Annotated in this window: 7 protein-coding genes and 4 pseudogenes; 5 read left to right on the forward strand and 6 right to left on the reverse strand. The window is 58.1% G+C overall.

Annotated elements, in window-relative coordinates; all coding sequences use genetic code 11:
• Positions 1-106 precede the first annotated feature (106 nt).
• From mutY to recG, 4 genes and pseudogenes are all read left to right on the forward strand, one after another.
• On the forward strand, positions 107-1,141 hold the full coding sequence (mutY, locus tag ACFQT0_RS00955; RefSeq protein ID WP_380199626.1) for an A/G-specific adenine glycosylase: 1,035 nt from the start codon (positions 107-109) through the stop codon (positions 1,139-1,141).
• A gap of 139 nt (positions 1,142-1,280) precedes the next feature.
• A complete protein-coding gene (locus tag ACFQT0_RS00960) occupies positions 1,281-1,715 on the forward strand; it encodes a single-stranded DNA-binding protein (RefSeq protein ID WP_380199628.1) in 435 nt (144 codons plus the stop codon).
• Between the two features lie 167 nt (positions 1,716-1,882).
• Positions 1,883-2,446, forward strand: a complete 564-nt coding sequence (gene gldD / locus ACFQT0_RS00965; RefSeq protein WP_380199630.1) for a gliding motility lipoprotein GldD — start codon at positions 1,883-1,885, stop codon at positions 2,444-2,446.
• Positions 2,447-2,531: 85 nt separating this feature from the next.
• Positions 2,532-4,631, forward strand: a pseudogene (recG, locus tag ACFQT0_RS00970) (ATP-dependent DNA helicase RecG).
• A gap of 67 nt (positions 4,632-4,698) precedes the next feature.
• Here recG and ACFQT0_RS00975 read toward each other — a convergent pair.
• Positions 4,699-4,926 carry a hypothetical protein gene (locus ACFQT0_RS00975; protein ID WP_380199632.1) on the reverse strand — a complete coding sequence of 76 codons (228 nt, stop codon included), beginning with the start codon at positions 4,924-4,926 and terminating at the stop codon, positions 4,699-4,701.
• A gap of 462 nt (positions 4,927-5,388) precedes the next feature.
• Here ACFQT0_RS00975 and ACFQT0_RS00980 point away from each other — a divergent pair, with 462 nt between their 5' ends.
• Positions 5,389-6,768, forward strand: a complete 1,380-nt coding sequence (locus tag ACFQT0_RS00980) for a hypothetical protein (protein WP_380199634.1) — start codon at positions 5,389-5,391, stop codon at positions 6,766-6,768.
• Between the two features lie 127 nt (positions 6,769-6,895).
• Here ACFQT0_RS00980 and ACFQT0_RS00985 read toward each other — a convergent pair whose 3' ends face one another.
• The 5 genes and pseudogenes from ACFQT0_RS00985 to ACFQT0_RS01005 all read right to left on the reverse strand — a co-directional run bounded on the left by ACFQT0_RS00985 (position 6,896) and on the right by ACFQT0_RS01005 (position 14,036).
• Positions 6,896-8,686, reverse strand: a complete 1,791-nt coding sequence (locus tag ACFQT0_RS00985; RefSeq protein WP_380199636.1) for an acyl-CoA dehydrogenase family protein — start codon at positions 8,684-8,686, stop codon at positions 6,896-6,898.
• 181 nt (positions 8,687-8,867) lie between these two features.
• A pseudogene (locus tag ACFQT0_RS00990) lies at positions 8,868-10,051 on the reverse strand (acetyl-CoA C-acyltransferase).
• Between the two features lie 123 nt (positions 10,052-10,174).
• Positions 10,175-12,579 (reverse strand): annotated as a pseudogene (locus ACFQT0_RS00995) (3-hydroxyacyl-CoA dehydrogenase NAD-binding domain-containing protein).
• A gap of 97 nt (positions 12,580-12,676) precedes the next feature.
• Positions 12,677-13,152 (reverse strand): annotated as a pseudogene (locus ACFQT0_RS01000) (MarR family winged helix-turn-helix transcriptional regulator).
• Between the two features lie 119 nt (positions 13,153-13,271).
• A complete protein-coding gene (locus ACFQT0_RS01005) occupies positions 13,272-14,036 on the reverse strand; it encodes a carboxypeptidase-like regulatory domain-containing protein (RefSeq protein WP_380199638.1) in 765 nt (254 codons plus the stop codon).
• Positions 14,037-14,125: the final 89 nt, after the last annotated feature.

Genomic DNA, 14,125 nt, shown 5'->3' on the forward strand with positions numbered 1-14,125 from the left:
TTGTTTTACCAACCCAGACGCCTAAACAAGTCCGGGGCTCAAATTATTCGCTTTCAAAATTTTGACCAAAATAACTTCCCGGCCTTCCTTTCTGGCGGCCGCGCTTTTGGCCTGGTATCCGCGTCATCATCGGGACCTGCCATGGCGCCACACCCGCGACCCATACGCTATTTGGCTGTCGGAGGTCATTCTTCAGCAAACGCGCGTGGCGCAGGGCCTCCCCTACTACGAAACCTTCCTGGCGGCTTACCCCACGGTGCAGGACCTGGCAGCCGCCCCCGAGGCCGAGGTGCTGCGCTACTGGCAGGGCCTGGGTTACTACTCCCGGGCCCGCAACATGCACCACACTGCCCAGCAGGTAGTGAACGAGCACGGGGGCCAGTTCCCCAGCACCTATGCCGGCTTGCTACAGTTGCGCGGCGTGGGCCCGTACACCGCAGCAGCCATTGCCTCCTTTGCCTTCGATGAGGCCGTGGCCGTGCTTGATGGCAACGTGTACCGCGTGCTGGCCCGCATTTTCGGCTTGCACTCGGACATCGCTGCGCCCAGTTCGCGCAAGGAATTCCAGGCCCTGGCCGACCAGCACATTCCGGCCAGCACCCCGGCCGACTTCAACCAGGCCATTATGGAGTTTGGGGCCATCCAGTGCACACCCGTGAAGCCGGATTGCCTGTTTTGCCCTTTGCAAAGCCAGTGCTGGGCGTTTCAGCACGGGCAGGTGGCGCTGCTCCCGGTGAAAAGCAAGGCCAAAGCCTCGCGCACCCGCTACTTCCATTACTTCGTGCTGCGGCACGGAGACACATACCTGCGCGAGCGCCGCGAGAAAGACATCTGGCAGGGCCTCTACGACTTTGCTATGGCCGAAACCACCGTGGCCGACCTGCCACCCGCCGAACTCCTGCGCCATCTCGACGCGCTGGGCGCGCAGCTCGACACCAGCCAAGCCGCCGAGCCATCAGCAGCCTATCGCCACGTATTGAGCCACCAGAAGCTGGAGGCGCGGTTTCACCCCATGGCGTTGGCTCAACCCCTGCCGGCTACCACGTTGCGCGACTTAGGGCTGCGAGCTTACTCGGCCGATGAAATCGAAGCCCTGCCCAAGCCGAAGCTGATTGCCAATTACTGCAGCCAGAATATCTGACTGGATTTGCCTATTATAATTAGCCAAGCATGCTCTTTATTTTAGCAAATCAATAGCGTTTTTGAATTTAAATCTCTATCTTTGAGATAAGAAAGGCCGAGTGGCTTTTTCGATTCTGTATTTCCTAACGTGCATTAATATGGCCGGAGTAAACAAAGTAATACTGGTAGGCAACCTGGGCAAAGACCCCGAAGTGCGGCATTTGGAAGGCGGCGTGAGCGTGGCTCACTTCACCCTCGCTACCAACGACTATTACAAAGACAAGCAAGGCAATCGCGTGGAACGCACCGAGTGGCACAACATCTCGGCGTGGCGCGGACTGGCCGACATGGCTGACAAGTACCTGAAAAAGGGTCAGCAAGTGTACATCGAAGGCAAACTGCGCACCCGCCAGTACCAGGACAAAGATCAGCAGACCCGTTACATAACCGAAATCATCGCCGATGAAATTTCGATGCTGGGCGGCCGGCCTCATGCCGCCGGCGGTGCTGCCGGCGAGGCAAATGCTCAAGCCGTGGCGGAACCTCAGCAAAGCTTCCGCCAGGAGCCTGAGATGGACCAGCTGCCTTTTTAGTAGTTAGCAACTGTTTTAAGAAAAGCCCCGGCACTAGCCCGGGGCTTTTTTCGTTGCGACTGGCACGAGCCAAAGGTTACCTTTGAAGGCTGAGGCGCGGCCGGTGGCGGCAGTGCTTCCATATTAGCTGAAATTACGTGGTATCAATCCTGAAAAACCTTCCGTTGATGGTTGCGGCGCTGGCGTTGCTGGCGGGCTGCACGTCGACGCCGGACTTTACGCCCAAGCCCAAGGGCTACAACCGCATCGACCTGCCCCCGCACCGCTACCAGTTGCTGCCCGGCAACCACCCCTACTCGTTCGAGTACTCCAAGGAAGCCGTCATAAAGCGGGACTCTTCCTACATGGCCCAGCCCCACTGGCTCAACGTGTACTACCCCAAGCTGAACGCCAACGTGCAGATAACCTACATGGACGTGCAGCGCGACCGGCGCCTCTACAACAAGATGATGGAGGACGCGCGCAAGCTCACCGGCAAGCACGAAATCAAGGCCACGGCCATCGACGAGCGTATTCTGAAAACCCCGAGCGGCATCCGGGCCTCGGTGTTTGAGCTGCAGGGCGAGGTGCCCAGCCAGTTCCAGTTTTATACCACCGACAGCACCAAGCACTTCCTTCGCGGCGCCCTGTACTTCCGGACCGCTACGGCCAACGACTCTCTGGCCCCGGTGATTGAGTACGTGAAGGAAGACATGGTGCGGATGCTTAACACCCTTAAATATAAAAATTAAGCTGTTAGCTATTAGCTGCTAGCTATTGGCCTTTCGTTCCTACATCACAGCTAAAAGCTAATAGCTGAGAGCTAACAGCTAATAAATGAGTAATTTCTTCAACACCCGGCTTGAGTTTCTGCGCACGGTGGGCAGCACCCAGCGGTCCCAATTGCTGGGCAAAGAGCCTGGGCTTGTTCACGTACGGCGACCTGATTCAGCGCTACCCCTTCCGGTACCTGGACCGGACGCAGGTGTACAACGTGGCCGACCTGCACGACGACCTGCCTTATGTGCAGGTGAAGGGCATGCTGCGGGGCAAGGAAATAATAGGCGAAGGCCCCAAGCAGCGCATGGTGGCCAAGGTAGGCGATGGCACCGGCGAGTTGGCCTGGTGTGGTTCAAGGGTGTGAAGTGGGTGCAGCAGTACACCAAGAACAACCAGGAGTACATCGTTTTCGGCAAGCCGACCATGTTCAACGGGCGGCCCCAGATGGCCCACCCGGAGCTGGAGGAAGTGACCGAAGCCAAGCCTGGGCAGAGCTTTCTGCAGCCGGTGTACAACACCTCCGAAAAGCTTAAGAACTACCATCGAATCGACAGCAAAGCCATCATGAGGATGGTGGCCGAGCTGCTCAAGCTGGCGCAGTCGCACGTAGTGGAGTCACTCTCGCCGGCGCTCATTGAGCAGTACGGGCTGATGAGCAAGCCGCAGGCCTTGCAGCAGATTCACTTTCCGCAGAGCCCCGAGCTGCTGGCGGCGGCCAAATTCCGGCTCAAGTTTGAGGAGCTGTTCTACGTACAGCTCAAGCTGCTGCGCCAGCGCGACCAGCGCAAGGTGACCCTGGCCGGGCAGATATTCAACCAGGTGCCGACGCTGGTGGACTTCTACAAAAATCACCTGACATTTGACTTGACCGGGGCCCAGAAACGGGTTATCCACGACATCTACAAGGACTTCTGCGCCGGTCAGCAGATGAATCGGCTGCTACAAGGGGACGTAGGTTCGGGCAAAACCATTGTGGCCTTTATATCCATGCTCATGGCCGCCGACAACGGCGCGCAGAGCTGCATCATGGCGCCCACCGAAATCCTGGCCGACCAGCACTACACCGGCCTGAAGGTGTACGCCGACGCCCTGGGCATCAGCATCGGCAAGCTCACAGGCAGCACGCGTACCGCCGAGCGGCGCGTGCTGCACGAGGCGCTGCGCAACGGCACCATGCACATGCTGGTGGGCACCCACGCCCTGCTCGAAGACGTGGTACAGTTCCGCAACCTGGGCCTGACGATTATGGACGAGCAGCACCGCTTTGGCGTAGCGCAGCGCTCCAAGCTGTGGCAGAAAAACCCGCACATCATCCCGCACGTGCTGGTGATGACGGCCACGCCCATTCCGCGCACGCTCGCCATGACGCTGTACGGCGACCTCGACGTGAGTGTGATTGACGAGCTGCCGGCTGGCCGCAAGCCCATCGTGACCGTGCACCGCTACGATGCCAACCGCTTGAAAGTGTTTGAGTTCATCCGCGACCAGGTGAAGCTGGGGCGGCAGGTGTACATCGTGTACCCGCTGATCGAGGAATCGGAAACGATGGACTACAAAGACCTGACCGACGGCTACGAAAGCGTGTCGCGGGCCTTTCCGGAGTTCCAAATCAGCATCGTGCACGGGCGCATGAAGGCCGAAGAGAAGGACTTCGAGATGCAGCGCTTCATCAACAAGGAAACCCAGATTATGGTGGCTACCACCGTGATAGAAGTGGGCGTGAACGTGCCCAACGCCTCCGTCATGGTGATAGAATCGGCCGAGCGGTTTGGGCTTTCGCAGCTGCACCAGTTGCGCGGGCGCGTGGGCCGGGGCGCCGACCAGAGCTACTGCATCCTGATGACAGGCTTCAAATTGAGCAAGGACGCCCGCACGCGCCTCGAAACGATGGTGCGGACCAACAACGGCTTTGAGATTGCCGACATCGACCTGAAGCTGCGGGGTCCCGGCGACCTCATGGGCACCCAGCAAAGTGGGGTGCTCGACCTCCTGATTGCCGACCTGGCCAAAGATGGCCGCATCCTAACCGAAAGCCGGGCCGCGGCCCAGGCCCTGCTCACCGATGACCCCAACCTGGAGCGCCCCGAAAACGGCAACATCCGGCGGCACATCGAGAGCCTGCCTGCAACGGCGGTAAACTGGAGTAGGATTAGCTAATAAGGCGCTTGCTAACGGATACAGTTAAGGCAAAAAAGACTTTAATAAAAAAGTCGATATTCTTTGCTTAGAACAAGTTGGCTAAAAGGTCAGGAGTGCTTGGTTGCAGCTGAGCTTTATCCTGGGAGGACTTTGCGGGTTCTGCCGGTATCACTTGATGTTCAAATACCAAAGAGGTATCGGGTACGCTTGTGGTTTCAACGGATTGAGCTACAGCGGGAGCAGCATTCTGTTTTGCAAGTTTACCACTAATTATGAGGGCAGATAAAAGGGTAAATTTGAGAAGTGATTTCATGATATCTATAACGTAACGCTTGGGCAAAGGTAGACGAGGATGAAGGGCTGGCAGAGAGAAACGGGGTGAACTGGTGAAAACACGCGACTAAACAGAAGGCTAGCGCGTCGAATCAGGGATATTCAAGTACTCCAAAAGAGGAGCTAAAGTGGCCTTACTGCTTAATACAAAGTTAGCGGTGTCCCTCTACGTAATGTGTTGAGGAAGTGTTATGGTTAAAATACTTTTTTATTCGAAGAGCCTATTGTTTAGGTTAAGCGCGGGGTCGGGTGTGGGCGGCACCGTTTGTTAATCGATACTTTTGGGCATGGATGGCGGCCCGAACCTGTTAATTTAATATTTCAAATACACTAGAACCTTATGTCGAATCGCGCACTACTGGTTGGGTTATTGAGCTGGGCCTTCGTGACTCATGCTGGTTCAGCAATGGCTCAGAAAGTAAAGTCTGCTCCCTTTAGCTACTTGCCCGAGCAAGGCCCAGACCGGTACGACATGCGGGTGCCGCAGAAAACCCTGCCTTTGGCCGATGGCACGAGCTTCGTCATTCTGGCCCACCAAAGCGCGGGCGGCTATGCCGTGGAGCGCTACGATGCTGACCTCAAAAAGCAGTGGAGTACCACCATTCCCGTAGGCCCGGGCGAAACGCTCGAGGCCTTCGGGCGCGGCCCCCAGCAGGCCCTGGTGGTGCTGCACCATAAGGATGCGGGCAGCCAGAACCTGAGCGTGGTGCCCGTAAACCTGCAAAACGGCCAGAAGGGCGAAGCGAAAGTGGTGATGAGTGCTCCGGCACGGGACCGCCGGCCGGGCGTTTCCATCTCGCCCGATGGCACACGCCTGCTGGCGTTCCGCTACTTCACCCACGAGCAGCAGGTGAAAAGCATCGCGGCCACGCTGTTTGACCAAAGCCTGACCAAGCTGCAGCAGAAAAACTACGACTTCCGGGCCCTGGGCAACTTTTTCTCGCCGGCGGTGCACGTGGCCAACGACGGCACGCAGTACGTGACCATGGTGAGCGACCGTATGACGAAGCTGACCGTGCGCCGCTACCCAGCCGACAAATCCACCGAAATCAAAGTTCTGGGCGTGCCCGTAGGCGGCACATTTGGCGGCAAAGCGGTTACCATTCGCGATGCCAAGTTTAAGGTATTGAACGACGGCAGCCTGTATGCGGCGGCCCTGTGCGCCGAGTACCAAAGCGGCGAGTACTACAGCCTAAAGGTGGTGAAGTACGACTTCAGTGGGACTGGCGACATGAAATTCTCGCCGGAAGTCCGCTTCACTCCGGCCTACCTTGCCGAGGTGAGCAAGGCCAGCGGCGCGGAGGTGAAACGCCTGCAGGACGTGTACCTGGATGAGCTGCTGCTGACGCCGGAAAAGCAGGCTGGTGGTGGTAGCCGAAAAGCACTACGAGGAAGGCGGCGAGGCTCGCCGGTGCACGCCCGCGAGCTGCATGTATTCGGCTACAACGAGTACGGGCAGCCCACGTGGCACAGCATCGTGGCCAAAGCCCAGAAAGCCCCGGCGGTAGATGCCTACACCGGCATCGGTTTCCGGGCGGCTGTATTTGGCAATACTGTGCAGCTGGTTACGCTGGAAAACATCAACAAGAAATCGGACCTCTACCTGCGCCGCGTGAATGCCCAAACCGGCGTAGTGAGCCAGCCCGAGCGCCTGAAGCTGAACGTGGCCGACGACCAGCAGGGCCTACGTGAAAGACTTCACGGCCTGGCTCAACGAGAAGACCATCATCGGCGTGAGCCGGCCCAACAAGAAATCGGCCGCCCTGCAGTTGGAGAAGATTGTGGTAAAATAGCGCCATGGGAAGCCGAGGCACCTGGGTAGGCCGAATGGCCGAGGCCGATAAGCAGTAAAGTTGAGCCAACAAAAAGGGCCGCCCCAACCTGGAGCGGCTCTTTTTCGTCATCCACAAAATCCGTGAAATCCGGTTAAATCCGAGCTAATCCGTGGTCTAGAAAGCGTATTCGTTGGCTTCAATCACCACGGCGGCGATGCGGCGACGGGCGTCGCGCACGTTCAGCAGCTCGGCTTTGGTGAAGCGTTTCAGGCCCATCGTGAGCAGGCGCTGCTCGTCGCCCTCGGTCATGCTGCCGATGGCGTCTTTGCCGGCTTTCTCCAGGGTATCGATGGTGTCGGTGAGGTACACGCGGGCCATGTCGGCTTGCACCGACATAGCTTCGGCGCCCTTCGCGGCAGCTTCTTTCTCCACGCGCAGCAACACGCTCTCGGCGGTGTACACCTTGATGGCCATGTCGGCGATGTTCATCAGCAGTTCCTGCTCTTTGGCGAGCGTGGCGGCGTACTTCTGCACGGCCGTACCGGCCACCATCAGGATGGCTTTCTTGAGGTTGGCAATGGTCTTGAACTCCTTGCTGAACAGGCCGGTCTCCTCTTCCTGGCTCAGGCTGGGGATGCTCAGCAGCTCCTGCTGCACGGCCATGGCCGGGCCCATCAGGTCAATTTCGCCTTTCAGGCCCTTCTTCAAAATCATGTCCACGGCCAGCAGACGGTTGATTTCGTTGGTGCCTTCGAAGATGCGGTTGATGCGCGAGTCGCGGTAGGCGCGGTCCATGGGGTAGTCGGCCGAGAAGCCATAGCCACCATAAATCTGTACGCCTTCGTCTACCACATAGTCGAGCACTTCCGAGCCCTCTACTTTCAGGATGGCGCACTCCACGGCAAACTCGCGAGCGGCGCCCAGCAGGGCTTCGTTAGCGCTTTTGCCTTCAGCCATGAGCTGCTGCTCCATGCGGTAGATGTCGGAACCAGCACGGTAAATGGCTGATTCAACGGCGTAGAGGCGGATGGCCTGCTGCGCAATCTTGAAGCGGATGGCGCCAAACTTCGAGATGGGCAGCTTGAACTGCACCCGCTCGTTGGCGTATTTCACGCTCTGCGTAGCGGCCGCTTTGGCACCGCCCAGGCAGGCCGCAGCCAGCTTGATGCGGCCGATGTTGAGCACGTTGAAGGCGATGAGGTGGCCTTTGCCAATCTCGCCCAGCACGTTCTCCTTGGGCACCAGCGCATCGGAAAAGAACACCTGGCGCGTGCTGCTGCCGCGGATGCCCATCTTGTGCTCCTCGTTGCCGAGGCTCAGGCCGGGCGTGTTCTTCTCCACGATGAAGCCCGTGAACTTGTCGCCGTCAACCTGCGCAAATACGATGAAGACGTCGGCAAAGCCGGCGTTGGTAATCCACATTTTCTGGCCGTTGAGCACGTAGTGCGTGCCTTCGGCGTTGAGCACGGCCTTGGTCTTAGCGCTCAGCGCGTCCGAACCGGAGCCGGGCTCGGTGAGGCAGTAGGCGCCCATCAGCTCACCGTTGGTCAGGCCGGGGAGGTATTTGGCTTTCTGCTCGTCGTTGCCGAAGTACAGAATGGGCAGCAAGGCGATGCCCGTGTGGGCCGCGAAGGCTACCGGGAACGAGTGGCCACCGCCCACGCCCTCAGTCACGCGCAGCGACGTCGGGAAGTCCATGTCCAGCCCACCAAACTGCTCGGGCACGCTCACGCCAAACAGGCCCAGGCGGCCGGCTTTCTCCATGAGGCTGCGCATGAGCCCTTCCTCATGATTGTCGATGCGCTCGAGAATGGGGTGCACCTCGGCCGCCAGGAAGTCCAGACAGGTCTGGTACATGTAGTTCTGCTCCTCGGTAAAATCGGCCGGGGTGAAAACGTCCTGCGCATTGGTGGGCTTGATGATGAATTCGCCGCCCTTGAGGGCCGCATTCTGCGTTACTTCCATGACGTTGGGCTAGGTTGAAGGTGGGGTAGTAAAGTTAAGAAAATTGAGGCAGATTTGTTAGGCACGCCTACTATTTAGGGGAAAGAAAACCCCGGATGAATGGGGTTTTCTGCGTTGATTGATAACAGTTTGAGGCAGCGGCTGGTTCTTAGAATATCCGGTGGCCGCCTATGCCTTTGTATTACTTGAGCAGCTCGTAGATGCCCGCCACGCCCTGGCCGCCGCCCACACAGGCCGTGACCATGCCGTACTTCTTGCCACGCTCGCGCAACTCATCAAATAGCTGGATGCTGAGCTTGGCGCCCGAGCAGCCCAACGGATGGCCCAGGGCAATGGCGCCGCCGTTCACGTTCAGCTTCTCGGGGTCGATGCCCAGCTCGCGCACTACCGCGATGCTCTGCGAAGCGAAGGCTTCGTTCAGCTCAATCAGGTCCATGTCTTCGAGTTTGAGACCGGCTTGCTTCAGTACTTTCGGCACGGCTTTGATGGGGCCCATACCCATGATGCGCGGGTCGACGCCTTCGGAGGCGTAGTTCACCATGCGGGCAATGGGCTCCAGGTTCAGTTCCTTCACCATGCGCTCGGACATCACGAGCACGAAGGCCGCGCCGTCCGAAGTCTGGGACGAGTTGCCGGCCGTGACAGTGCCGTTGGCCGCAAACACGGGGCGCAGTTTGGCCAGGGCTTCCACGGAGGTGTCGGCGCGCGGGCCTTCGTCGGTATCCACCACGAAGGAGCGGGTTTTCTTCTTGCCGGTGGCCTGGTCCACGTAAGTTTCCTCCACGGTCACGGGCACAATCTGCTTCTTGAACTTGCCGCCCTCGATGGCTTTGATGGCCTTTTGGTGCGAGTTGTAAGAGAATTCGTCCTGGTCCTGGCGGCTGATTTTGTAGTCGTTGGCCACGGCTTCGGCCGTGAGGCCCATGCCCATGTAGTAATCGGGGTGCTTGGTGGCCAGGTTGTAGTTTGGCACGGTTTTCCAGCCCACGGTGGGCACCATGCTCATGCTCTCGGTGCCGCCCGCGATGATGCAGTCAGCCATGCCAGCCGTGATTTTGCCGACGGCCATGGCAATGGTTTCCACCCCGAGCCGCAGTAGCGGTTCACGATGAGGCCGGGTACGTTGATGGGCAGCGCCAGCAGTGAAATCAGGCGGCCCATTTGGAGGCCTTGCTCAGCTTCGGGCACGGCATTGCCCACCAGCACGTCGTCGATGCGCGTAGGGTCCAGGGCAGGTACCTGGGCCACCAAATGCTTGATAACGGTGGCCGCGAGGTCGTCGGGCCGGGTGAAGCGGAAGCCGCCGCGGGTCGCTTTGCCCACCGCCGTGCGGTAGCCGGCTACGATATATGCAGTGTTAGACATGGTATTTTAAATTGTCATCCTGAGTGCAGCGAAGGACCTTATCACGCCCGCGCCGCTGAGGTTATAAAGACTAACAAAGGCCGCCGTGATAAGATGCTTCCTTCGTCAGCATGACAAATTGAGTTAGTTGCGCAGCGGCTTGCCGGTGGTCAGAATGCTCTGAATGCGCTCCAGCGTCTTGCGCTCGCCGCAGAGGCTCAGGAAGGCTTCGCGCTCGAGGTCGAGCAGGTACTGCTCGCTCACCTCAGTGGGCGACGAGAGGTCGCCGCCGCACATCACGTAGGCCAGTTTATCGGCAATTAGCTGGTCGTGGGTCGAGATGTAGTTGCCCTGCTGCATGGCGTAAACGCCGGTCTTGAACATGGCCAGCGCGCCCTTGCCGTGCACCTTGATGTTGGTTTTGGGCGTAGGCTGGGTGTAGCCGGCATCGGCCAGGTCTAGCGCGGCGGCTTTGGCAGCGGCAATCACGCGGTTGCTGTTCACCACGATTTCGTCGCCCCGGCGCATAAAGCCCAGGTCGAAGGCTTCGGCGGCGGAGGTCGAAACCTTGGCCGTGCTGATGGTCATATAGGTATTACGAATCAGGTTGAGCTCGGGCTCGCCTTCCTCGTACTTGGCGGCAGTGCGCAAGGTCATTTCCTTGGTGCCGCCGGCCGGAATCAGCCCAACGCCGAATTCCACGAGGCCCATGTAGGTTTCGGCAGCTGCTACCACGCGGTCGCAGTGCAGGTTGATTTCGCAGCCGCCGCCCAGCGCGAGGCCGTGCGGGGCACCCACCACCGGAATTGAGCTGTACCGCATCCGCATCATGGCGTTCTGGAACTGCGCAATCATCATGTTCAACTCGTCGAACTCCTGCTCAACGGCTTGCATGTACACTAAACCCAGATTGGCGCCGGCGGAGAACTGCGCGCCGTCGTTGCCAATTACTAGGCCGCGGTAGCCGGCTTCGGCCATTTCCACGCCCTTCAGCACGCCCTGGATAACGTCCTGGCCCAGCGAGTTCATCTTGGAGTGGAACTCCACGTTCAGGATGCCGTCGCCCAGGTCAATAACCGAAGCCCCGGCGTTCTTCCACAGCACCTTGCCGGTGGTGCGCAGGTTGTCGAGGATGATGAAGTTCTCCACGCCGCGAATGGGCTGGTAGCTCTTGCTTTCGGCGTCGTAGTACTCCTTGCTGCCGGCGGCGTTCACCTTGTAGAAGGTCGTATGGCCGGCGGCCAGCATCTCCGTCACCCAGGCGGCGGGCTGCTTGCCTTCGGCCTGCATCAGCTCAATTCCCTTCTGCACGCCCAGCGCATCCCAGGTCTCAAACGGGCCCATTTCCCAGCCGAAGCCGGCGCGGAGGGCATCGTCAATTTTGTAGAGCGCGTCGGTGATTTCGGGGACGCGGTTCGTCACATAGGCAAACAGGCTGCCGAAGCTCTTGCGGTAGAACTCGCCGGCTTTGTCCTTGCCGCTCACCAGCATTGCGAAGCGCGGCGCCAGGGCATCCATGGTTTTGGTCAGCTCCAGCGTGGCAAATTTCACCTTGCTGCCGGGCTTGTACTCCAGGGTGTTCAGGTCCAGCGCCAGGATTTCCGACTTGCCGCCTTCGCCTTTTACTTTCTTGTAGAATCCCTGGCCGGTTTTGTCGCCTAGCCACTTGTTCTCGCCCATTTTCTTGAGGAAGTCGGGCAGCTGGAATACAGCTTTGGCCTCGTCGTTGGGCAAGCCCTGGGCCAGGCCGTTGGCCACGTTCATCAGCGTATCGAGGCCCACCACGTCGGAAGTGCGGAAGGTGGCCGACTTGGCGTGGCCAATCACCGGGCCGGTGAGCTTGTCCACTTCCTCCACCGTCAAACCCAGCTCCTGCATGATGCGCAGCACGTCCATGATGGCGAACACGCCCACGCGGTTGGCGATGAAGGCCGGGGTGTCCTTGGCCAGCACCGTGGTTTTGCCCAGATACAGGTCGCCGTAGTGCAGCAGGAAATCAACCACCGACTTATCGGTATCCGGCGTCGGGATAATTTCGAGCAGCTTCAGGTAACGCGGCGGGTTGAAGAAGTGCGTGCCGCAGAAGTGCTTCTTGAAATCGTCGGAGCGGCCCTCCGTCATCAAATTAATCGGGATGCCGCTGGTGTTGCTGGTGATGAGCGTGCCGGGCTTGCGGAACTGCTCCACGCGCTCAAACAGGCTCTTTTTGATATCAAGCCGCTCAACCACCACTTCAATCGTCCAGTCGCAGCCGGCAATGTCCTTGAGGTTGTCGTCGAAGTTGCCGGTTTTGATGCGGCTGGCGTCGGCCTTGCGGTAGAGTGGCGACGGGTTCGAGGCAATGGCCGCTTGCAGGGCGGTGTTTACCAGACGGTTTTTCACCGCCGGCGCATCCAGCGCCAGGCCTTTTTCTCTTCGTCGGGCAGCAACTCCTTGGGCGCGATGTCGAGCAGCAGCACCTGCACGCCGATGTTGGCGAAGTGGCAGGCAATGCGCGAGCCCATGACGCCGGAGCCCAGCACGGCAACTTTCTTGATGGTTCGATTCATAAGCGGTAGCGCGAAGCCGTGCTTCGCGTTTCAGTGAACGATGGTGGGTTTTTGGTAACTAAAAGAGGCACATGCCCAGCGCGCTGGGCGCCGCGCCCTATGCCGAGGTTTCGTGCCGCAAGGGCTTGAGCTCAAATCTTTCGAACAGCCCCTTGCCCTCAATCATGCTGGTGATTTGGGCTGCTACTTTGAAAAAAGTGTCGAGCTGGCTCTGCGGAATTTTCTCCTGATTTTCAGATTAAAGTGGCGCACGGTCTGCCGCGACACTTCCTTTTTCTCCAGCCCCAGCGGGGTCAGAAAAATGCGCACCGAGCGTTTGTCCACCGCATCGGCTTGCTTGTAAATCAGCCCCTTTTCCTCCATACTCCGCAGAATGCGCGTGAGGCTGCGGGTTTCGAGGCCCAGCAGCGGGGCGATTTTGGTGGCCGGCGTGCCCTTCTCCTGGTCGATGTTCAGCAACACGAAGCCAATGCTCGTCGTGATGTCGTTTTGCGCCGCCTGGGTGTTATACATCCGCGAGATGGCGTGCCAGGCCACTTTTATGTTATAATCGACGGTTTCTTCGGGTTTCATATCGGGGCTGTAAGTGCGGTAAACTTACGAATAATTTGTTAGGCTTGCATACTATATACCACAAAAAAACGGCTGGAGTTGCCAGCCGTTTTTTGTGTTGAATATTCAGGACCTACGCGTTAGGGCATTACAATAGAAACAACAGGAGAAGCTGCGGGATTTATCGATGGATAAACGAACTTACCGGTAGCAGGGTCTGAATAAGAGGCAAGGAATGCCGACGAGCCAAAAGCAGCCATGTACACGGTAGAACCTGATGCAAATCCCGCATTCGTTAGGGTAGTACGCGCAACGCTGGTACTAAACGAATAAAAGGTGGTAGGACTCGTCACAAAAGCACTTCCAGTGAAGACTAGCGTCGCACTGGTTGGCGAAACGTTAGGAGTAGCACTTGCAAACATCGCATACCTAAACGTAGTAGTTGGGGCGGGACTGGACACATTGAGGTCGAATGTGACGGACGATGTGCTAGGTGAGCTGAATGCTTGTAATGAGGGCACTGTCAATGTCGAAACTTGGGACTGCGTCAATGTTCCCAAATAAGTGGGTTGGTCGCCACCTACATGTCCTACCCCAAAGCGACGGAAAGGCGCAAGACCAGTTCTGGTGTAACTCAGGTTGTACGTCCCTGCCTTTACATTAGGAAATTCATATTTTCCATCTGCGTTTGTACTTGTCGTAATGGCCGTATTTGCACCCTCAAGGCTAACGGTTATGCCGCTTTTGTTTAGTGCTGTACCATTTTGATCAACAGCATTAACGAATCCATTGATGTTACCTGTAACGGCTGAAGCCGCAGGCCCAGGGTCACCGTCTTTGCCTTTGCAGCCATCAAGTACTACCCCCATACAGATGGCAGACAAGAAGAGTAGAGAGCGTTTCATTTAAATAAGAAAAGAAATGAGAGTTTGCCATAAAGGTATAACCCTATTTCTCTGACCCCAAAGCTCCTGCTTCTTATTCGTTTTAAAGC

This window comes from Hymenobacter humi (assembly GCF_042665855.1).
GTDB lineage: Bacteria > Bacteroidota > Bacteroidia > Cytophagales > Hymenobacteraceae > Hymenobacter > Hymenobacter humi.

Excerpts from the sequence above, each read along its gene's own strand:
- ACFQT0_RS00975 (WP_380199632.1), bottom strand. The coding sequence starts at position 4,926 with ATGAAATCACTTCTCAAATTTACCCTTTTATCTGCCCTCATAATTAGT.
- gldD (WP_380199630.1), top strand. The coding sequence starts at position 1,883 with ATGGTTGCGGCGCTGGCGTTGCTGGCGGGCTGCACGTCGACGCCGGAC.
- ACFQT0_RS01005 (WP_380199638.1), bottom strand. The coding sequence starts at position 14,036 with ATGAAACGCTCTCTACTCTTCTTGTCTGCCATCTGTATGGGGGTAGTA.
- ACFQT0_RS00985 (WP_380199636.1), bottom strand. The coding sequence starts at position 8,686 with ATGGAAGTAACGCAGAATGCGGCCCTCAAGGGCGGCGAATTCATCATC.
- ACFQT0_RS00960 (WP_380199628.1), top strand. The coding sequence starts at position 1,281 with ATGGCCGGAGTAAACAAAGTAATACTGGTAGGCAACCTGGGCAAAGAC.